Genomic DNA, 18,223 nt, shown 5'->3' on the forward strand with positions numbered 1-18,223 from the left:
ACCTCGTCGGCGGTGCCCGTCAGCCCGGCCCGAAGCGCGGTGACCGTCGTCTCGTTCAGGACCAGCTCGCTGGCCCTCCGGATTACATGGCTCACATTCTTGTTCCCTGCGAACAATTCAGCCGACCAGATTCACGTCCTACGGTCAGGACTTTACGCCCTGCGGCGCAGCAAGCTGGGGTCATGACGAGTGCAGCCCTCCGCAGCAGGGCGTGGAAACTGCTGGAGATGGTCACGACGCCGTTGCTGCCGTCGGACTACCTCGACCTGGTCAGCCCGCTGCGTGCGGGCGCCGACCTCCGTGGGCGCATCATGGCCGTGCACCCCGAGACGGGCGACGCGGCGACCATCGTGATCAGGCCGGGACGGGGCTGGCGCGGCCACACGGCCGGTCAGTACGTGCGGATCGGGGTCGACGTCGACGGGAGGCGCCTGTGGCGTGCCTACTCCATCACCTCACCGACGGACCGCGAGGACGGCCACATCACGATCACCGTGAAGGCGATCCCGGACGGCCAGGTCAGCAACCACCTCGTCCGCAGGGCGACACCGGGCACGCTGATCCAGCTCGACCAGCCGACCGGTGACTTCGTGCTGCCGCAGGCCGAGCCCGCCAAGGTGCTCTACCTGACGGCCGGCAGCGGTATCACTCCCGTGATGGGCATGCTGCGCGACACCGATCTCGACGACGTCGTCATGGTCCACTGCGCACCGCAGCCGCAAGACGTGATCTTCCGCAACGAACTGCACGACCTGGTCGCGGAGGAGAAGCTGCGCCTCACCGAGGTGCACACCGGCACGGACGGCAGGCTCGACATCGCCCGTCTCGGCGAACTCGTGCCCGACTGGGCCGAGCGCGAGACCTGGGCCTGCGGGCCCGCGGGCCTGCTCGACGCCGCAGAGGAGCACTGGACCGAACACGGCGTCCGAGAGCGACTGCACACCGAACGCTTCCGCCCCCGCATCGTCGTCGCCGGCGGCGACGGCGGCGGCGGCGGCGGCGGCGAGGTCACGTTCAGCGCCACCGGCAGGACCGTCGACGCGGACGGCGCCACGCCGTTGCTGGCCATCGGCGAGGAAGCCGGCGTGCTCATGCCCTCCGGGTGCCGCATGGGCATCTGCTTCGGCTGCGTCACGCCGCTCAAGGCGGGCGCCGTCCGCGACCTGCGCACCGGCGAGATCACCGAGGCCGAGCCGGGCGTCCTCATCCAGACCTGTGTGTCCGCCGCGGCGGGCCCCTGCGACATCGAACGGTAGAGGCACCTTGACCGCCATCGACCCCACCGCCCACCTGACCGCGGAGCAGATCGAGGAGCTCGGCCGCGAGCTGGACGCGATCCGCGACGAAGTGATCGCCGGCCGCGGCGAGAAGGACGCCGCCTACATCCGCAAGGTCATCTCGGCGCAGCGCAAGCTCGAGCTGGCCAGCCGGGGCGTGCTGCTGTTCTCGATCTTCCCGCCCGCGTGGCTGCTCGGCACCGCCGGTCTGTCCGTGGCGAAGATCATGGACAACATGGAGATCGGCCACAACGTCCTGCACGGCCAGTGGGACTGGATGCGGGACCCGAAGATCCACTCCACCACCTGGGAGTGGGACCACGTCTCGCCGGCCGAGCAGTGGAAGCACTCGCACAACGAGCTGCACCACACGTACACCAACGTGATCGGCAAGGACAACGACCTCGGCTACGGCATCATGCGCGTCGACGAGGACCAGAAGTGGCACCCGCTCCACCTCGGCCAGCCGCTGTGGAACCTCGTCAACGCCTGCTTCTTCGAGTACGGCATCGCGGCGTACGACCTGGAGCTCGGCAAGAACCTGCACAAGCGCCGCCGCAAGGACCCGGAGTTCCGCGCCCGGGCCAAGGCCGTGGGCCGCAAGATCCGCAAGCAGGTGCTCAAGGACTACGTGATCCACCCGCTGCTGTCGGGCCCGTCGTTCCTCACCACGCTCGCCGCCACGTTCACCGCGAACCTGGTCCGCAACATCTGGTCCCACTCGGTGATCATGTGCGGGCACTTCCCCGAGGGTGTACAGGTCTTCGAGCGCCGGTCGGTCAGGGGCGAGACGCGCGGCCAGTGGTACCTGCGCCAGATGATGGGCTCGGCGAACATCAGCGGCAGCAGGGCCATGCACTTCATGACCGGCAACCTGTCGCACCAGATCGAGCATCACCTGTTCCCGGACCTGCCGAGCAACCGGTACGCCGAAGTCGCGGTGAAGGTGCGCACCCTGTTCGAGAAGTACGAGCTGGAGTACGTCACCGGGCCGCTGCCCAAGCAGGTGTTCTCCGCGTGGCGCAAGGTCTTCCGGCTGTCGCTGCCGACGAAGAAGCCCAAGGTCGGGACGCCGGACCGCGAGCAGGAACTCGTCGCGGTCTGATTCCCGGTAGTGGCTCTCCGGCGGTCAGGCGGGGCGCAGCGCCGGGTGGTCCGCGACGACCGTGCAGCTGCCGGGGGCGATCTCGGTGAAGCCGGCGTCGCGGACCAGCGGCAGCCCGCTCGCCGTGAGCTCCGCCCAGGCGGCCGGGGTGGCCGTGCGCACGGCCAGCGCGAACCCCGTCTGCGCCCACTCCTTGCGCTGCCCGTCGTCCAGCCGCCACCAGGCGAGCTGGGCGGCGTGGCCGGTCTGCGCCATGGTTTTGCCGGCGCTCATCTCCAGGTCGGGGTTGAGCCACAGCACGGGCGTGCCGGGCAGCGGCTCGGCGGGCTCGCCGGCCTCCTCCAGGTCGGTGCCGGAGACCTGCAGCTTGGCCAGCTCCTTGGGCCAGCCGTCCAGCGGCACCGGCGGGAACACCCGTACCTCGGCGGTGCCGCCGGTGACGGTGATGCCGGGCAGTTCGCCGGCCTTGCGCCACTCGCCGCCGCGGGCCCGGCGGACCACCTTGCGGATCCGGGCGTCCTCCCAGGCGGCGACCCGCTCGGACCACTCGCCGTCGGCCCCGGTCACCCGCGGGTCGGCGAGCAGGGTGAGCACCGCCCGGGCGGAGGTCTCCAGGGCGTCGGTCCTGGCCGGTGGGTCGGTCCGCTCCAGGCGGACCACCAGCGGGAGCACGAACTGCTCCCTGCCGTCCCGGTCGGCGGGCTCGTCGGGGGTGCCGGGTGCGTCGAAAGGTGAACTCACCCGACCAAGAATGCCAGGGGTCAGCGGCGGTGGCCGCGCCCGGGGTCGCGCTCCTCGGCGTCCTCGTAGGACAGGAACCAGCCCTCGGGGTGGGTCACGCCCAGCAGTTGCTCGGTGCGCTGGAGGGCGTCGAACTCGGCGTCGCCGTCGTCCGGGCCGAACACGCCGAACAGCTCGTCCGCGCAGCCGTCCCAGTCGTAGTCGTACAGGTCGGCGGGCAGGTCGCCCATCATGTCCGCGACGGACTCCGGCTGGGCGCCGAGCAGGGCCCGGGCGTCGGCCAGGGCCATCCGCAGCGCCAGCTCCTCGGCCAGGCACCTGGGCAGCGGCCACTCGCCGAGCGCGAGGTCGTCGGCGAGGTCGTCGAAGGTCCGGGCGAGCGTGCGGCGCCAGGCCCGGTGCAGGTTCCAGGTCCGCTGCGGCAGCCGGGCGAAGACCGCCCAGTCGCTCTCGTCGGCGTCGGTGACCGGCTCGTCGAGGTGCTCGTCCAGGTCGTCGTAGGCGGCGTCGGCGAGGCCGATCAGCTGGGTGTGCAGAAGGCAGGCGGTGCGCGGGGTGAGGGTCCAGTCGCCGCCGTCGCCGTCGTCGGTCTCGAGCGGGAACAGCTCGGCGAAGTCCGGGGCGAAGTCGTCGGTGATGCTGATCTCCAGCGTCCCGCCGAGCGCCTCGATGCCGGGGATCGCCGCGACCAGCCGGTCCGGGTGGAGCAGGGCGCCCAGGGCGGCGTTCGGGTCCTCGGAGACCTCGCGCAGCAGCTCGGCGCGCTGCCCGTCCGGGTCGATCCCGGTGAAGTCCAGCTCGCCGACGGCGGCCTGCGCGGCGGCGCGCAGGGACGGCCAGTCGGTGATCCGGATGCCGAGCACCACCGTCGCCTCGATGTCCTGCGCGCCGGACTCCTCCGCCGCGCCCGGCCCCTGCGGATGATCGCTTCGCTCGCCCATGCGCCTACAGTACGGCCCCCGGGGGTCCCGGATCACCGGTGCGTACCGGGTTCTTCGGGCGGCCGTCCGCCGCCGTGGCACGGTGGGCCGCCCGGCGCGTCAGCGGGGAGATGCGGCGTTCATCGGCAAGGGTGGTGCGATGAGCAATCTTGACGACTACGGCGGCGGGCAGCGCCCGTCCGACAACGTGCTGGTGGTCACCACCAACGACGTGCCCGGGTACCGCGTCGAGCGGATCATCGGCGAGGTGTTCGGCCTGACGGTGCGCAGCCGGCACCTCGGCTCGCAGATCGGCGCGGGCCTGAAGTCCCTGGTGGGCGGCGAGCTGAAGGGGCTGACCAAGACCCTGGTGGAGAGCCGGAACCAGGCGATGGAGCGGCTGATCGAGCAGACCGCCGCGCGCGGCGGCAACGCGGTCCTGATGATGCGGTTCGACGTCACCGAGGCGGCCGACCTGGGGACCGAGATCTGCGCCTACGGCACCGCCGCGGTGATCTCCCCCCTGGGCTGACGGACCGCCGGCCCCCGGGGCCGGGCACCGCCGGGGTGGCGGTGCCCGGCCCCTGCCGTCGCGGCGTCCGGACGGCAGGGGCCGGGCGGGTTCAGCCGGCGGCCGGCCGGGGTGGGGCGCCCGGGGAGCCGAACCAGGCGGCCAGCGCCGCAGGCAGGCCGTCGGCCGGTGCGGCATCACGGTCCACCGCCCAGGCCACGAACCCGTCCGGGCGGATCAGCAGCGCGGCCAGCCCCGGCCGGTCAGGGCAGTCGGCGGTGACGGTGCGGACCCGCTGCCCGTAGCCGTCCGCCCTCGGGGCGTCCGGTGCCAGCCGCAGCAGCACCGCGCCACTTCGGTGGAAGTGGTCGGCCAGCCGGGTGCCGTCCGCGAACCGGAGTTCCGGTGCCTGCCCGCCGACCAGCGGGTGGCCCTCGGCGGGCCCGGTCCGCTGGAGCACCCCGGACAGCTGGCGGGCGATGTACGTGCTGCCGGCCGGGCTGCCCAGCAGGTCGGCTACGACGGACCGCAGGGCCCGCTCGTACGGGCGGGGGCGCATCAGTGCGACCTGGGCCCGGGTCCACTCCAGCACCTGCGCGGCGATCGGGCGGCGCTCGGCGGTGTAGCTGTCGAGCAGGCCCTCGGGCTCGGTGCCGCGCACCACGGCGGCCAGCTTCCAGCCCAGGTTGGCGGCGTCACCGAGCCCGAGGTTCAGGCCCTGCCCGCCGAACGGCGAGTGGACGTGCGCCGCGTCGCCGGCCAGCAGCACCCGGCCGCGGCGGTGGTCCTCGGCGAGCCGGGCGTTGTCGGTGAACCTGGTCGCCGAGTGGACGGCCGTGACCGTCACCTCCTCGCCGGTCACCCGCCGCAGCGCCGCGGTGAGCTCCGCGGCGGTCACCGGGGCGTCGCGGTCGGCGGGCGGGCCGTCGAACTGGACGGTCAGGACGCGCCCGGCCATCGGCCCGTTGACGTGGACCCCGGTCGGGGTGGCCTGCCAGCCGCGGGCGAGCTTCTCCCCGCCCGTCAGCTCGACCATCGCCTGGTGCCCGGTGATCTCCGGGTCCGTCCCGGGGAAGGCGAACCCGGCCAGCTTGCGGACGGTGCTGCGGCCGCCGTCCGCGCCGGCCAGCCAGCCGGCCCGCAGGCGCCGCCCGTCGGCCTGGGTGACCGTCACCCCGTCCGCGTCCTGCTCGAAGGCGGTCACCTCGGCCCCGCGCCGGACCTCGACCCCGAGCTCGGCGGCGCGGGCGGCCAGCATCGCCTCGACCTGCTGCTGCGGGACGACGAGCACCTCGCCGGCCGGGCCGAGGTCGGCGAAGGCCGGGTCGGCGAGGTGGATCGCCGTGCCGTCGACGGTGATGCCGCCGAAGTGGGCGGCGAACCGCGGCGCCCGGACCGGGCCGGCCCCGGCGCCCGCCCCGGGGCCGCCGGGACCCCGGTGCTGCTGGACGAAGGCCCTTACTCCCGCGCAAGGAGGAGCTCTTCCTCGACCGGCTCCCCGAGGCGCTCGACCTGCTCGCCGGAGCCGTCACCGGACGGCCGCCCGGCACCGGGCCGCTGACGGCGCTGCGGGACCTGATGATCCGGTTCGGCAGGCAGGGCCACCCGTTCGCCGCCGTCGGCACCCACCATCCGGCCTTCTGGTTCACCGTGCTGGACTCCCCCGCGCTGCTCGCCTACGCCCGCGAGGCGCTGGAGGTGCTGGAGGAGCGGCTGGCCGAACTGCTGCTGGCCGAAGGGCAGGACGAGCCGCAGGCCCGGTTCACCGCCACCCTCGGCCTCGCCGCCGCGCGCACCGTCTTCACCGGCAACGCGCGCCGGCAGCTGGCCGGCGCGGACCCGGCGGCGGTCGCCGCCGACCACGCCGCGTTCACCACCCTCACCTTCGACGCGGTCGGGCAGGCCCTCGCCGCCTTCACCGCCGGCCACCGGCCCCCCGCCGAGGAGGACGGCCGCGCCCGGCCCGCGCCGGGTCGCCCCGCCGCCCGGGCATAAGCGCGCCCATAATGCGGACCATGTCACCTCACCGCACCCCAGCCCGTCAGGTCCGCGCGGCCGCCGCCGGATCGGCGGCGGTCCTGCTCGCGCTGCTGACGGGCTGCAGCTCCGGGGCCGCCACGGCGCCCGCCCCGGCCCCGGCCGCGATCGGCTCGCTCTCGGTCGAGAGCCCGCGCTCGCACCTGGAGCTGACCGGCGCGGTCCTGCGCCGGTCGCCGTCCGGCGGGGCCGAACTGACCGTGACCATCCGCAACGAGGGTTCGACGCCCGAACACCTCAGCCAGGTCAGCACGGCGGCGGACGGACGGGCGACGCTCCGGGGCAGCACGGGCCCGGAGAACGCGCTCAGCCCGGCCGGTGTGCTGATCCGGCCCGGCGAGAGCGCGGTCTTCGGCGGCGACGGCCCCGGGATCACCTTCCCCGCCCCCGCTCCCGGCGGAGCCGCGACCGCCACCCCCGGCACCTCGGCCGAACCGGCCGTCGACACCGTCCTGATCTTCGGGGTGGCCGGCCTGGTGCACCTGCGGGCGGCGGCCGGCTGAGCGGGAACACGCCGCAACACCCACATGTTTCACCACCGTGACTGTTTACGGTGCAACCAGTGAGCGGGCGGCGGCCGAAGCGCCGACCGAGGTCGACGTCGTGGTGGTCGGCGCCGGACAGGCCGGACTGTCGGCCGCGTACCACCTGCGCCGCCGCGGCTTCGAGCCGTACCGCGGCTTCGTGGTGCTGGACGCCGACCCCGCGCCCGGCGGCGCCTGGGCCCACCGCTCGCCCTCGCTGCGGATGGCCACCGTGCACGGCTTCCACGACCTGCCGGACTTCGAGCTGCCCGCGCCCGACCCGGCGGCGCCCGCCCGCGAGGTGGTGCCCGGCTACTTCGCCGCGTACGAGGCGGAGCACGCGCTGCCGGTGGTCCGCCCGGTGCGGGTCGGCGCGGTCCGCCCGGCGGCGGACGGGCGGCTGCTGGTCGAGTCGGACGCCGGCCGGTGGTCGGCGCGGGCCCTGATCAACGCGACCGGGACCTGGACCAGGCCGTTCCTCCCGCACTACCCGGGACACTTCGCCGGACGGCAGCTGCACTACTCCGAGTACCGGGGCCCGGAGTCCTTCGCCGGGCAGCGGGTGGCGGTCGTCGGCGGCGGCGCCTCCGCGATCCAGGTGCTGTCCGAGGTGGCCGAGGTGGCCGGGACACTGTGGGTGACCCGCCGCCCGCCGGTGTACCACGAGGGGCCGTTCACGCCGGAGTTCGGGCGCGCGGTGGTGGCGCAGGTCGAGGAGCGGGTGCGGCTGGGGCTGCCGGTACGCAGCGTGGTCAGCGTGACCGGGCTCGGCCCGTCCGTCGCGTACCGGCGCGCGCGGGAACTAGGGGCGCTGGAGCGCCGGCCGATGTTCGACCGGCTGACCGAGCACGGCGTCGCCTGGGGCGGGCACGAGGAGCGGGTGGACGCGATCGTCTGGGCCACCGGCTTCCGCCCCGAGGTGAAGCACCTGGCGCCACTGGGGCTGCGCGGCCCGGGCGGCGGCATCCGGATGGAGGGCACCCGGGCCGCCGCCGACCCGCGGATCCACCTGGTCGGCTACGGGCCGTCGGCCAGCACGGTCGGCGCCAACCGGGCCGGCCGGGCGGCGGTCAACGAGATCGTGAAGCTGCTCGGCGAGCCCGCCCTCGCCGTGCGCTGACCCGGGCGGCCCGCTCAGCCCTTCAGCGCGGTGAGCGAGGCCCGGGCGAACTCTTCCATCTTCCGGAGCACCACATCGGCCGCCTTGTCGTCCGGCGGCTCCCGGAAGTCGACCAGGAAGGTGAGGGTCATCTGCACGTTGCTGTCCCGGGTGACCAGTTCGAACATCGGCCCGGTGTCCGACCCGGCCGTGTTGCGGAACCGGAACGCCTCCCGGCCGACCCCCTTCACCTCGGTCACCGCGCCGCCGATCGCGTACTTGGGCTGGTTCTCGGTGCGGTCGAAGGTGTGCAGTTTGCGGGCCAGCGCGGTGTCCGGGAGGAAGATGACGTCCACCGTGGTGACGGTGTGCCGGTAGGGCGAGGCGCTCTGCGGGTCGAAGGACGCCACGCACTTGGCGGCCGGGGCGCCGCCCGAGTCACGGGTGGACGGCTCGTCGGTACCGAAGGGGTCGCCCAGCGGGTCGACCAGCAACCGGTACGGCAGGACGGTGCAGATGTCGTCCTTCGCCCGGTAGTCGCCGGGGCCGTCCTTCTCCGGGGCCGGATCGGCACCGCAACCGGCCGCCAGCAGCGTCGCGAGCAGGGCCGTTCCACAGCGGGCCAGGTGGTGGCGCATCCGGTCTCCCTCCGGATCGGAACAGGGTGCGCCCACTCAACCACACACGTGCGACGATCAGTTGACGAATCCTCCGATTCCCGGGGGCGGCCCGGCCGGGATCAGCGGTCGTAGTCGACGGTGACCTTGTCGGAGACCGGGCGGGCCTGGCAGGTCAGCACGTAGCCGGCCGCCAACTCCTTCTCCTCCAGCGCGAAGTTGCGCCGCAGGTCGACCTCGCCCTCCACCACCAGCGCCCGGCAGGTACCGCACACCCCGCCCTTGCAGGCGAACGGCAGATCCGGCCGGGAGCGCTGGGCGCCGTCCAGCAGCGAACGGTCCCGGGGCAGCGCCAGGGTGGACGCCCGCCCGTCGAGCACCAGCGTCACCTCGCTCAACTCCCCGTCCGGGACGGCCTCGACGCGCTCGGTGACCGGCTCGTCCTCCGCGTGGAACAGCTCCTGGTGCACGCGGTCGGCGGGCACCCCGAGACCGGTCAGCAGCTCCTTGGTCCCGAGCACCATCCCGTACGGGCCGCAGAGCCAGAAGTGGCCCACGGCCTCGAGCTCCACCAGGGCGGCGAGCAGCGCACCGACCCGCTCGGCGTCGAGCCGCCCGCTGAGCAGCTCGGCGTCCCGGGTCTCCCGGGACAGCACGTGCAGCAGCTGGAACCGGTCGAGATGACGGTCCTTCAGGTCGGCCAGCTCGTCGGCGAACATCACGGTGTCGCTGCGGCGGTTGCCGTACAGCAGGGTGACCTTCGACCCCGGGTGCGCGGCGAGCACGGAACCGGCGATGGAGAGCATCGGGGTGATCCCGGAACCGGCCGCGATCAGGACGTGCTCCGCGGGCTCCGCCAGGTCCGGCCCGAACAGCCCGCTCGGCGGCATGACCTCGACCCGCTCGCCGACCCGGGCCTCGCGCACCAGCCAGCGCGAGAACAGCCCGCCGGGCACCTCGCGCACCGCGATCCGCAGCGGGCCGCCCACCGCGGAGCAGAGCGAGTAGGAACGGCGCTCGTCGGCGCCGTCCACGATCCGCCGCAGGGTGAGGGTCTGCCCCGGGCGGAACGCGAAGTCCTCGGCGAGCGCGTCCGGCACCTCGAAGGTGACCGCGACCGCGTCCTCGCAGAGCGGTTCCAGGGCCGCGATCCGCAGCTCGTGGAACGTCGGTCGGCGGACGGCCATTCAGATCTCCTTGATCCGGTCGAAGGGCTCCCGGCAGGACCGGCAGCGCCAGAGCGCCTTGCAGGCGGTGGAGCCGAAGCGGGACAGCTCCTCGGTGTCGGCGCCGCCGCAGTTCGGGCAGTGCACCAGGTGCCGGGTCGGGCCGAGCCGCAGCAGGCCGGGACCGGCGGTACGGGCACCGGTGTGCGGCGGGGCGATCCCCGCCTCGGCCAGCTTGCGGCGCCCCGCCTCGGTGATCAGGTCGGTGGACCACGGCGGGTCGAGCCGCAGCCGGACCCGGACCTCGCCGAACCCCGCGGCGCGCAGCCGGCCGGACACGTCGGCGGCCATCTCGGCGACCGCCGGGCAGCCGGAGTACGTCGGGGTGATCCAGGCGGTGACCGCGTCACCGTCCTGGTCGACCCCGGCCAGGATGCCCAGGTCGGCGAGGGTGAGCATGGGCAGCTCGGGGTCGGGGACGGCGGCCGCCACCTCCCAGGCGCTGACCCCGGTGGTCACCACGTCGCCCCCGGGTGGGCCCGGGCCAGCACCTGGAACTCGGCCAGCAGCGGGCCCAGCGCCTCGGTGTGCACGCCGTCCCGCCCGGCCCGGCCGCCGACCCGCGCCAGCGGCGGCGTGGTGGGCACGGTCAGGCAGGCCTCGCCGATCACGGCGGCCAGCTCCGCCAGCACGCCCTCGCGCAGCCCCGCGGGGTCGACGCCGAGCCGCAGCTCCACGGCGTGCGGGGTGAACAGCTCCTCCAGCAGCGGCCAGACGGCGTCCAGCCCGGCCTGCATCCGGGCCGCCGAGTGGGCGGTGCCGTCACCGAGCCGCAGGGTCCAGGAGACCGCGTACTCGTGGTGGTAGGCCAGCTCCTTGGCGCCGCGGGCCGCGATGGCGGCCAGCACCGGGTCCGGATGGGTGCTCAGCCGCAGGTAGAGCGCGTGCCGGGCGGTGGAGAAGAGCAGCAGCCGGGCGATCGAGAACGCGAAGTCCCCGTTCGGCGCCTCGACCAGCCGGACGTTGCGGAACTCGTGCTCCTCGCGCCAGTAGGCCAGGTCGTCCTCGCTGCGGCCGCTGCCGTCGGCCTGGCCGGCCCGGGTGAGCAGGTGGCGGGCCTGGCCGAGCAGGTCGAGCCCGAGGTTGGCGAGCGCCACCTCCTCCTCCAGCTCGGGGGCGCGGGTGCACCACTCGATCAGCCGCTGGGCGAGCACCAGCGCGTCGTCGCCGAGCATCAGGCAGTACGCGGCGAGGTCGGCACCGTCCACGCCGGGCGGCACCGAGGTGTCCACGCCGAGCAGCGGGTCGGCGAAGCCGGTGCCGTACGCCCAGCGGGCCTCGCCCTCCGGGTCGGCGCTCGCCTCGGAGAGGTGCAGGTAGACGTGGTCGTCGGTCATGGTCTGCGGTCCCCCGTCAGATGTGCGGGACATCCTCGGGGATGTCGTAGAAGGTCGGGTGGCGGTAGACCTTGTCGCCGCTGGGGGCGAAGAACGGGTCCTGCTCGTCCGGGGTGGAGGCGGTGATCGCGTCGGAGCGGACCACCCAGAGGCTGACGCCCTCGTTGCGGCGGGTGTAGAGGTCGCGGGCGTTCAGCAGCGCCATCCGGTCGTCCGGCGCGTGCAGCGAACCGACGTGCACGTGGTTGAGGCCGCGCCGAGGGCGCACGAACACCTCGTAGAGCGGCCAGCCGGCCCTGGTCTCAGTCACGATCGGCTCCACGCTCGGCTCTCCGCTTCTGTGCGTACGCCAGGGCCGCCTCGCGGACCCAGGCCCCGTCCTCGTGGGCGGCCCGGCGGCGCTCGACGCGCTGCTCGTTGCACGGGCCCTGCCCCTTGATCACCTGCTTGAGCTCGGACCAGTCCGGCTCACCGAAGTCCCAGCTGCCGCGCCCTTCGTTCCAGCGCAGCGCCGGGTCGGGCAGGGTCACGCCGAGGTGCTCGGCCTGCGGCACGGTCATGTCGACGAATCGCTGCCGCAGGTCGTCGTTGCTGTGCCGCTTGATCCGCCAGGCCATCGACTGCGCGCTGTTCGGCGAGTCGCCGTCCGGCGGGCCGAACATCATCAGCGACGGCCACCACCAGCGGTCCACCGCGTCCTGCACCATCCGGCGCTGCGCCTCGGTGCCGCGCATCAGCGTCATCAGCAGCTCGTAGCCCTGCCGCTGGTGGAAGGACTCCTCCTTGCAGATCCGCACCATGGCCCGGGCGTACGGCCCGTAGCTGCAGCGGCAGAGCGGGACCTGGTTGCAGATCGCCGCGCCGTCCACCAGCCAGCCGATCACGCCGACGTCGGCGAAGGTCAGGGTGGGGTAGTTGAAGATCGAGGAGTACTTCTGCCGGCCCGAGATCAGCTTCTCGGTCAGCTCGGAGCGGTCGATCCCCAGCGTCTCCGCGGCCGCGTACAGGTAGAGGCCGTGCCCGGCCTCGTCCTGCGCCTTGGCCAGCAGGATCGCCTTGCGGCGCAGCGAAGGGGCCCGGGTGAGCCAGTTCCCCTCCGGCTGCATGCCGATGATCTCCGAGTGGGCGTGCTGCGCGATCTGCCGGATGAGCGTCGCCCGGTAGGCGTCCGGCATCCAGTCCCGGGGCTCGATCCGCTGCTCGGCGGCGATCACCTCGTCGAAGTGCGCTTCCAGACCCGGCTCGGCCAGGCCCGTCGCCTCTGTCGCCGTCATGCACCCACCTCCCGACTGACCGTTCGGTCGGTTCCATTGTGTACGCCGGTGGCACCCCGTGACAAGGCGCCCGGCGAACCGGTCGGCGGGGCTCCCCCGCCGGGGTCCTCGGCGAGGTGTGCGGCAGGGGCGTTCGCGGGCAGGCGGCGGCGAGCTGGCGGGAGCCGGGGAACGGGGGTGCGACACCCCGCCGGCCCGGGAGCGCGGGCTGCCCGGGCCGGGGAGGAACGCCGTACGGGGCCGGTCAGACCCGGTCGCGCAGGCGTGGCAGCGGAACGGCCAGCAGGGTCGTCAACAGGGCGATCCGGGGAGCCACCTGATCGGTGCGGAGGTGCTCGTGCCGGGCGTGCGCACCGGCGCCGACGCCGCCGAGACCGTCCAGGGTGGGCAGCCCGCGGGCGCCGGCCGCGTTGGTGTCACCGGCGCCGCCCGCCGGGGCGCCGTCCAGCTGCTGGCCGAGGGCGGCGGCGAGCGAGCGCACGTGCCGCAGCAGCAGGTTCCCGGACCGCTCCGGCCAGGCCGGCCGGCTGGAGATCACCTCGGCCCGCACCCGGGCCCCGGGCCGCAGCGCGGTCAGGTGCTGCAGGGTGTCGAGGGTGCTGCGCTGCGCCTCGGCGGTGGCGAACCGCAGTCCGAGCTCGGCCTCGGCCCGCCCGGCCACCACGTTGGCGCGCGTGCCGCCGGTGATCCGCCCGGCGTTGAGTTCGGTGCCCGGCTGCCGGACCAGCCCGCGGACGGCGATCAGCTGGTCCACCAGCTCGTCGACGGCCGAGACGCCGAGCGCCGCGTCGTTCCCGGCGTGCGCCTCGCGGCCGGTGACAGTCAGCCGGACCCGGGAGGAGCCACGGCGGGCGGTCTTCACCCGGCCGTCCGGGTGCGAGGGCTCCAGGCCCAGCACGGCGGCGGCGCCCCGGAGGTGGCGCTCGACCAGGATCCGGCCGCTCGGGCTGCCGACCTCCTCGTCGGAGACCACCACCAGGCGGACCGTGCGGTGCGGGCGCTGCCCCAGGTCGGCGAGGAGCGCGAACACCCCCTCGATCAGCGCCAGCCCGGCCTTCATGTCCAGCACGCCGGGGCCGCTGAGCAGCCCCTCGGACTCCTCCACCGGCCAGTCCGCGAGGGTGCCGACCGGCCACACGGTGTCGTGGTGGCCGACGACCAGCAGATGCGGGAGGTCCGCCCGCCGTCCGGGCCACTCCACCACCAGATGGTCGCCGGCCGGGCCGGGCTCGCGGACGACCTCGGCGCCGGTGGCCCGGAAGCCCGCGGACAGTTCCTCCGCCAGCGCGTCCAGCCGCGGGGCGTCCCCCGACGGGGACTCCATCCGCGCCAGCTCCGCGCACCGCCGCCGGACCCCGCCGGCCAGCGTGCGGGCCCGGCTGCCGAGCGCCTGCGGCAGACCGGGGAGCGCCGCCGTCGCGGCGGAGCCCGGGTGGGCCGCCCCCACCGGGACCGGGCCGACCGGGACCGGGCCGGGTGCCGCTGCGACGGTGATCGCGCCGGTGACCGCGGTGGCCGCTGCGACGGTGACCGCGGTGGCGGCGGTGGCGGCCGGGTCGGCGAGCGCGGTGGCGGCGGCTGCGGCGGTGGGTGCTGCGGCGGCCGCGGCGTCGGCCCGACGGGCGGGCCGGGGAGCGGCGCCGCCGTTCCTACTGCCGCCGTCCGGCGCACCGTCCCCCGGCTGCCGATCGGCGGAGGCGCCGCCGGAGGCGGGCGCGGAACCGGTGACCGCCGCGTCGACGGTGTGCGCGGTCATCGGGCACCTCCCGTGCCGACGGTACTCAGCGGATGCGCCGCGCCCGCGAAGACCGCGGTGCGGACGGACCGGCGGAATCCGGTGCGCTGCAGTCCGGTGCGCTGCGGTCCGGTGCGGCGGCATGACGCCGGGCTTGGCAACGTCAGGTGGTGCGACCTCGGGTGCGACCTCGGGCTGGGCAACACTGCGTCCTCCTCGCTCGGTCCGGTACCCCGGCTCGGCCCGGGGCCCGCGGACGTCGGCCTCGATACCTCGGTGCGGACGGGCACCGGTGCAGGGCGGGCCGAGAAGCGAGCCTAGAAGATTCGTTCGTCTCCCTGCGAGGTGGCCCGGGTGTTCCACGTCCATCGCGGCCGGTGGCGGGGGCACCCCTCGGGGAATCTCCGGCAGGGGGCAGCCGCGCCGAGGCCTGGCGCGGAGCGCGGGTGCGGCCGACGGACCGCACCCGTCTCCACCATGGACCTCGCCCGGCGCTTCAGCACCGCGAACCGGCTCGGCGGGCCCGACTCCACGCCTGATGGGTGACGCTGTCGAATGACAGATATTGAAATCTGTCATCTCACATGCCATAGTTGTCATCAGTCAGCCGAAGACCGTCACCCGCCCCCAGCCCCACCAGCCAACGGAGCCACCCCATGACGACCCCCCGCACCGCCCTCGCCCGCACCCCCCTCGGCGCCACCGGCCTCACCACCTCCGTCCTCGGCCTCGGCCTGATGGGCATGTCGGACATGTACGGCCCGGCCGACGAGGCCGAGTCCATCGCCACCATCCACGCCGCCCTCGACGCGGGCGTCACCCTGCTCGACACCGGCGACTTCTACGGCATGGGCCACAACGAGCTCCTGCTGCACGAGGCGCTGCGCGGCCGCGACCGCGCCGGCGTCGAGATCAGCGTGAAGTTCGGCGCCCAGCGCGGCCCGGACCGGAGCTGGCTCGGCTACGACGCCAGCCCCGCCGCCACCAAGTCGGCCCTGGCGTACACCCTGCGGCGGCTGCGCACCGACTACATCGACGTCTACCGCCCCGCCCGGCTCGACCCGAACGTCCCGATCGAGGAGACCGTCGGCGCCATCGCCGATCTGGTGAAGGCCGGGTACGTCCGCCACATCGGCCTGTCCGAGGTCGGCGCCGACACCCTGCGCCGGGCCGCCGCCGTGCACCCGATCAGCGACCTGCAGATCGAGTACTCGCTGATCTCCCGCTCGCTGGAGGCCGAGGTCCTGCCCACCGCCCGCGAGCTCGGCATCGGGATCACCGCGTACGGCGTGCTCTCCCGCGGGCTGCTCAGCGGCCACTGGCAGAGCGACCGGGAGACCGCCCCGAACGACTTCCGCGGCCACAGCCCCCGCTTCCAGGGCGACAACCTGACCCACAACCTGCGGCTGGTCGAGGCGCTGCGGTGGATCGCCGACGCGAAGGGCGTGAGCGTCGCCCAGGTCGCCATCGCCTGGGTCGCCTCGCGCGGCTCGGACATCGTGCCGCTGGTCGGCGCCCGCCGACGGGACCGGCTGGCCGAGGCCCTCGGCGCGCTGCGGGTCGAGCTGTCGGCGGACGACCTCGCGGCCGTCGAGGCGGCCGTCCCCGCCGGGTCCGCCGCCGGTGACCGGTACGCTGCCGCACAGATGGAGCACCTGGACAGCGAGCGCTGATCACCCCCGGCTCACCGCTCGTGAGAACCGCACGATAGGACGTACCCCGCCGTGACCACGGAGAGCACACTCACCCCCGAGCAGATCCTGAGCGCGGCCGAGGACGTCCTGCGGCGGTTCGGTCCGGCCAAGGCGACCGTGGTGGACATCGCCCGTGCACTCGGGGTCAGCCACGGCAGCGTCTACCGGCACTTCCCCAGCAAGGCAGCGCTGCGCGAGGCGGTCACCCAGCGCTGGCTGGACCGTGCGCACCACAGCCTCGCGGCGATCACCGTCGAGCGCGGCCCGGCGGCCGAGCGGCTGCACCGCTGGCTGGCCACGCTGTTCGCGGCGAAGCGGGCCAAGGCACTGGAGGACCCGGAGCTGTTCGCGACCTACATGACGCTGGTCGGCGAGCTGAGCGACACGGTCGAGGCGCACGTGGAGACCCTGGTCGGCCAGCTCGCGGACATCATCCAGGACGGCATCCACCAGGGCGCGTTCCGGCCCACCCACGTCCGGACCGCCGCCCGCGCGGTGTTCCAGGCGACGGCGCACTTCCACGACCCGGCGCACTCCGCCGAGTGGGGCCGGCCCCAGGCCGACGCCGACTTCGAGGCGGTCTGGACGCTGATGCTGCACGGTCTCAAGGGCTCCTGACCCTCAAGGGCGCCGGCCGGGGAGGCCGAATCCGTTCGCGCCACGGCACCCGGGGACGCCAGGATGGGCGGCCGGACCGCACCCGCCAGGAGAACCCCGTGCCCGCCCAGCTCCCCCACCCGACCACCCCGGACCCGTACGCCGACCCGGCACCGGGCACCGCGCCGACCGCCGCCCTCGACAGCCTCCAGGGTCTCGCCCTGGGCGACGCGTTCGGCGACCGCTGGTTCCACCCCCGGGTGGACGAGGACAGCGTCGAGTACCGGACCAGGACGCCCCGCCCGGCCCCCTGGCCGTGGACCGACGACACCGCGATGGCGCTGACCCTCGTCGAGCACCTGGCCGAGCACGGCGAGGTACGGCCGGACGGGCTCGCACGGGCCTTCGCCGCCCGCTACACCGCCGACCCGGACCGGGGCTACGGCCCGTCGATGCACCAGGTGCTGAGGCAGATCGACGGCGGCGCGCACTGGCACGGCGTCACCTCCGCCGTCTTCGGCGGACAGGGCTCGCACGGGAACGGCGCGGCGATGCGGGTCGCGCCGCTGGGGGCGTGGTTCTCCGACGACCTGGAGACGGTCGCCGGGCAGGCCGAACTGTCCGCCCGGGTCACCCACTTCCACCCCGAGGCGGTGACCGGTGCGGTGGCGGTCGCGCTGGCCGCCGCGTTCGCCGCCCGCAGCCGGGGCCGACTCGCGCCCGGCCGGGAGGAGTTGCTCACGCTGGTGGCCGACCGGCTGCCCGCGGGAGACGTCCGGTCGGGGCTGCGGACCGCCGCGCGGTTCACCGACCGCACCTCGCTTCGGCACGCCGCCGAGGTCCTCGGCACGGGCACCCTGTTGTCCGCCCAGGACACCGTCCCGTTCGCGCTGTGGTGCGCCGCCGGGCAGCTGGACTCGTTGCCGCAAACGCTCTGGCAGACCGTCGGCGGCTGGGGCGACATGGACACCACCTGCGCCATCGCGGGCGGCATCACGGCCGCACGGACCGGCCTGGCCGGCGTGCCCGGCGAATGGCTGGCCGCCCGGGAGCCGCTGCCCGCGCTGCCGCTCCCCCGCTGACACCCCCGACGGCCCGCGGGCCCGACAGCCGACAGGCCGGACCCGCGGCTGCTGACTCAGCCGAGGGCCCGGCCCGGAGGTGGCGCCGTCGTGCGCGCGGGGCGCGCCGCCCATCAGTCCCGCGACCGGCCGAACAGGATCCGGTAGGCGATCAGCAGCACCAGGGCGCCGACGATCGCGGATCCCCAGGTCGGGAGGTCGAAGAAGTTCTTGGAGATCGGCTTGTCCAGGATCTTGGAGGAGAGCCAGCCACCCACGAACGAACCGGCGATGCCGATCAGGGTGGTGACGATCACGCCGCCCGGGTCCTTGCCCGGCAGCAGAAACTTCGCGATGGCCCCGGCGACCAGGCCGAGGACTATCCAGCTGAGAATGCCCATAACCGCTTTCCTGCCCTTCGTGGGACGGGCGAATCACGTCCGCCTCGCCGGGCAGGACGCACGGCCG

At 74.4% G+C, this 18,223-nt stretch carries 19 protein-coding genes and 1 pseudogene; 9 read left to right on the top strand and 11 right to left on the bottom strand.

Annotated features, from left to right (window positions below):
- Window positions 1-182 precede the first annotated feature (182 nt).
- A complete protein-coding gene (locus tag AB0D08_RS32500; protein WP_359893834.1) occupies window positions 183-1,256 on the top strand; it encodes a ferredoxin reductase in 1,074 nt (357 codons plus the stop codon).
- A gap of 7 nt (window positions 1,257-1,263) precedes the next feature.
- Window positions 1,264-2,382 carry an acyl-CoA desaturase gene (locus tag AB0D08_RS32505; RefSeq protein WP_033820843.1) on the top strand — a complete coding sequence of 373 codons (1,119 nt, stop codon included), beginning with the start codon at window positions 1,264-1,266 and terminating at the stop codon, window positions 2,380-2,382.
- Window positions 2,383-2,406: 24 nt separating this feature from the next.
- Here AB0D08_RS32505 and AB0D08_RS32510 read toward each other — a convergent pair whose 3' ends face one another.
- Both AB0D08_RS32510 and AB0D08_RS32515 read right to left on the bottom strand, forming a co-directional pair.
- Complete coding sequence (locus tag AB0D08_RS32510) at window positions 2,407-3,123, bottom strand: aminoacyl-tRNA hydrolase (RefSeq protein ID WP_149038183.1); 717 nt, start codon at window positions 3,121-3,123, stop codon at window positions 2,407-2,409.
- 20 nt (window positions 3,124-3,143) lie between these two features.
- The gene (locus AB0D08_RS32515; protein ID WP_359893837.1) at window positions 3,144-4,064 is read right to left on the bottom strand and encodes a hypothetical protein; all 921 of its coding nucleotides are present in this window, start codon (window positions 4,062-4,064) and stop codon (window positions 3,144-3,146) included.
- 139 nt (window positions 4,065-4,203) lie between these two features.
- Between AB0D08_RS32515 and AB0D08_RS32520 the strand changes: the two genes are divergently transcribed.
- Window positions 4,204-4,575: a YbjQ family protein gene (locus AB0D08_RS32520; RefSeq protein WP_033820842.1), complete on the top strand. Its 372-nt coding sequence runs from the start codon at window positions 4,204-4,206 to the stop codon at window positions 4,573-4,575.
- A 91-nt stretch (window positions 4,576-4,666) separates the two neighbouring features.
- On the opposite strand, the gene AB0D08_RS32525 is transcribed toward AB0D08_RS32520, so the two are convergent.
- Window positions 4,667-5,845, bottom strand: a complete 1,179-nt coding sequence (locus tag AB0D08_RS32525; RefSeq protein ID WP_051812590.1) for an FAD-dependent monooxygenase — start codon at window positions 5,843-5,845, stop codon at window positions 4,667-4,669.
- 287 nt (window positions 5,846-6,132) lie between these two features.
- On the opposite strand from AB0D08_RS32525, the gene AB0D08_RS32530 reads away from it, so the two are divergent.
- Genes AB0D08_RS32530 through AB0D08_RS32540 form a run of 3 tightly spaced genes read left to right on the top strand, consistent with a single transcriptional unit; the run spans window position 6,133 to window position 8,235 of the window.
- The gene (locus AB0D08_RS32530; RefSeq protein WP_359893840.1) at window positions 6,133-6,549 is read left to right on the top strand and encodes a hypothetical protein; all 417 of its coding nucleotides are present in this window, start codon (window positions 6,133-6,135) and stop codon (window positions 6,547-6,549) included.
- A 20-nt stretch (window positions 6,550-6,569) separates the two neighbouring features.
- The gene (locus tag AB0D08_RS32535) at window positions 6,570-7,094 is read left to right on the top strand and encodes a hypothetical protein (protein ID WP_359893842.1); all 525 of its coding nucleotides are present in this window, start codon (window positions 6,570-6,572) and stop codon (window positions 7,092-7,094) included.
- A 37-nt stretch (window positions 7,095-7,131) separates the two neighbouring features.
- Window positions 7,132-8,235, top strand: coding sequence for an FAD-dependent oxidoreductase (locus AB0D08_RS32540; protein WP_359893844.1), 1,104 nt, complete (start codon window positions 7,132-7,134; stop codon window positions 8,233-8,235).
- Between the two features lie 14 nt (window positions 8,236-8,249).
- Here AB0D08_RS32540 and AB0D08_RS32545 read toward each other — a convergent pair whose 3' ends face one another.
- The 7 genes and pseudogenes from AB0D08_RS32545 to AB0D08_RS32575 form a co-directional block, all read right to left on the bottom strand.
- Window positions 8,250-8,852: a hypothetical protein gene (locus AB0D08_RS32545; RefSeq protein WP_033820840.1), complete on the bottom strand. Its 603-nt coding sequence runs from the start codon at window positions 8,850-8,852 to the stop codon at window positions 8,250-8,252.
- Between the two features lie 101 nt (window positions 8,853-8,953).
- Complete coding sequence (gene paaE, locus AB0D08_RS32550; RefSeq protein ID WP_033820839.1) at window positions 8,954-10,018, bottom strand: 1,2-phenylacetyl-CoA epoxidase subunit PaaE; 1,065 nt, start codon at window positions 10,016-10,018, stop codon at window positions 8,954-8,956.
- Window positions 10,019-10,519: a 1,2-phenylacetyl-CoA epoxidase subunit PaaD gene (paaD, locus tag AB0D08_RS32555; RefSeq protein ID WP_359893845.1), complete on the bottom strand. Its 501-nt coding sequence runs from the start codon at window positions 10,517-10,519 to the stop codon at window positions 10,019-10,021.
- On the bottom strand, window positions 10,513-11,394 hold the full coding sequence (gene paaC, locus AB0D08_RS32560) for a 1,2-phenylacetyl-CoA epoxidase subunit PaaC (protein WP_033820837.1): 882 nt from the start codon (window positions 11,392-11,394) through the stop codon (window positions 10,513-10,515). The genes paaD and paaC overlap by 7 nt, the downstream gene beginning before the upstream one ends.
- Before the next feature lie 16 nt (window positions 11,395-11,410).
- Complete coding sequence (gene paaB / locus AB0D08_RS32565; protein WP_033820836.1) at window positions 11,411-11,704, bottom strand: 1,2-phenylacetyl-CoA epoxidase subunit PaaB; 294 nt, start codon at window positions 11,702-11,704, stop codon at window positions 11,411-11,413.
- Window positions 11,697-12,705, bottom strand: a pseudogene (paaA, locus tag AB0D08_RS32570) (1,2-phenylacetyl-CoA epoxidase subunit PaaA). Before paaA ends, paaB begins: the two are co-directional and overlap by 8 nt.
- A gap of 207 nt (window positions 12,706-12,912) precedes the next feature.
- Entirely contained in the window at window positions 12,913-14,424 is a 1,512-nt protein-coding gene (locus tag AB0D08_RS32575) for a M20 family metallopeptidase (protein WP_359893846.1), read from the bottom strand.
- Window positions 14,425-15,059: 635 nt separating this feature from the next.
- On the opposite strand from AB0D08_RS32575, the gene AB0D08_RS32580 reads away from it, so the two are divergent.
- From AB0D08_RS32580 to AB0D08_RS32590, 3 genes are all read left to right on the top strand, one after another.
- Window positions 15,060-16,076: an aldo/keto reductase gene (locus AB0D08_RS32580; protein ID WP_359893847.1), complete on the top strand. Its 1,017-nt coding sequence runs from the start codon at window positions 15,060-15,062 to the stop codon at window positions 16,074-16,076.
- A 51-nt stretch (window positions 16,077-16,127) separates the two neighbouring features.
- Window positions 16,128-16,715, top strand: coding sequence for a TetR family transcriptional regulator (locus AB0D08_RS32585; protein ID WP_033818611.1), 588 nt, complete (start codon window positions 16,128-16,130; stop codon window positions 16,713-16,715).
- A gap of 98 nt (window positions 16,716-16,813) precedes the next feature.
- Complete coding sequence (locus AB0D08_RS32590) at window positions 16,814-17,776, top strand: ADP-ribosylglycohydrolase family protein (protein ID WP_359893848.1); 963 nt, start codon at window positions 16,814-16,816, stop codon at window positions 17,774-17,776.
- A 113-nt stretch (window positions 17,777-17,889) separates the two neighbouring features.
- Here AB0D08_RS32590 and AB0D08_RS32595 read toward each other — a convergent pair whose 3' ends face one another.
- Window positions 17,890-18,156, bottom strand: coding sequence for a GlsB/YeaQ/YmgE family stress response membrane protein (locus AB0D08_RS32595; protein ID WP_033818610.1), 267 nt, complete (start codon window positions 18,154-18,156; stop codon window positions 17,890-17,892).
- Window positions 18,157-18,223 lie beyond the last annotated feature (67 nt).

The sequence above is a fragment of the Kitasatospora sp. NPDC048540 genome (assembly GCF_040651175.1).
Lineage (GTDB): Bacteria > Actinomycetota > Actinomycetes > Streptomycetales > Streptomycetaceae > Kitasatospora.

Excerpts from the sequence above, each read along its gene's own strand:
- AB0D08_RS32580 (WP_359893847.1), top strand. The coding sequence starts at position 15,060 with ATGACGACCCCCCGCACCGCCCTCGCCCGCACCCCCCTCGGCGCCACC.
- AB0D08_RS32530 (WP_359893840.1), top strand. The coding sequence starts at position 6,133 with ATGATCCGGTTCGGCAGGCAGGGCCACCCGTTCGCCGCCGTCGGCACC.
- AB0D08_RS32595 (WP_033818610.1), bottom strand. The coding sequence starts at position 18,156 with ATGGGCATTCTCAGCTGGATAGTCCTCGGCCTGGTCGCCGGGGCCATC.
- AB0D08_RS32535 (WP_359893842.1), top strand. The coding sequence starts at position 6,570 with ATGTCACCTCACCGCACCCCAGCCCGTCAGGTCCGCGCGGCCGCCGCC.
- AB0D08_RS32575 (WP_359893846.1), bottom strand. The coding sequence starts at position 14,424 with ATGACCGCGCACACCGTCGACGCGGCGGTCACCGGTTCCGCGCCCGCC.
- AB0D08_RS32520 (WP_033820842.1), top strand. The coding sequence starts at position 4,204 with ATGAGCAATCTTGACGACTACGGCGGCGGGCAGCGCCCGTCCGACAAC.
- AB0D08_RS32545 (WP_033820840.1), bottom strand. The coding sequence starts at position 8,852 with ATGCGCCACCACCTGGCCCGCTGTGGAACGGCCCTGCTCGCGACGCTG.
- AB0D08_RS32515 (WP_359893837.1), bottom strand. The coding sequence starts at position 4,064 with ATGGGCGAGCGAAGCGATCATCCGCAGGGGCCGGGCGCGGCGGAGGAG.
- paaE (WP_033820839.1), bottom strand. The coding sequence starts at position 10,018 with ATGGCCGTCCGCCGACCGACGTTCCACGAGCTGCGGATCGCGGCCCTG.
- AB0D08_RS32500 (WP_359893834.1), top strand. The coding sequence starts at position 183 with ATGACGAGTGCAGCCCTCCGCAGCAGGGCGTGGAAACTGCTGGAGATG.
- paaC (WP_033820837.1), bottom strand. The coding sequence starts at position 11,394 with ATGACCGACGACCACGTCTACCTGCACCTCTCCGAGGCGAGCGCCGAC.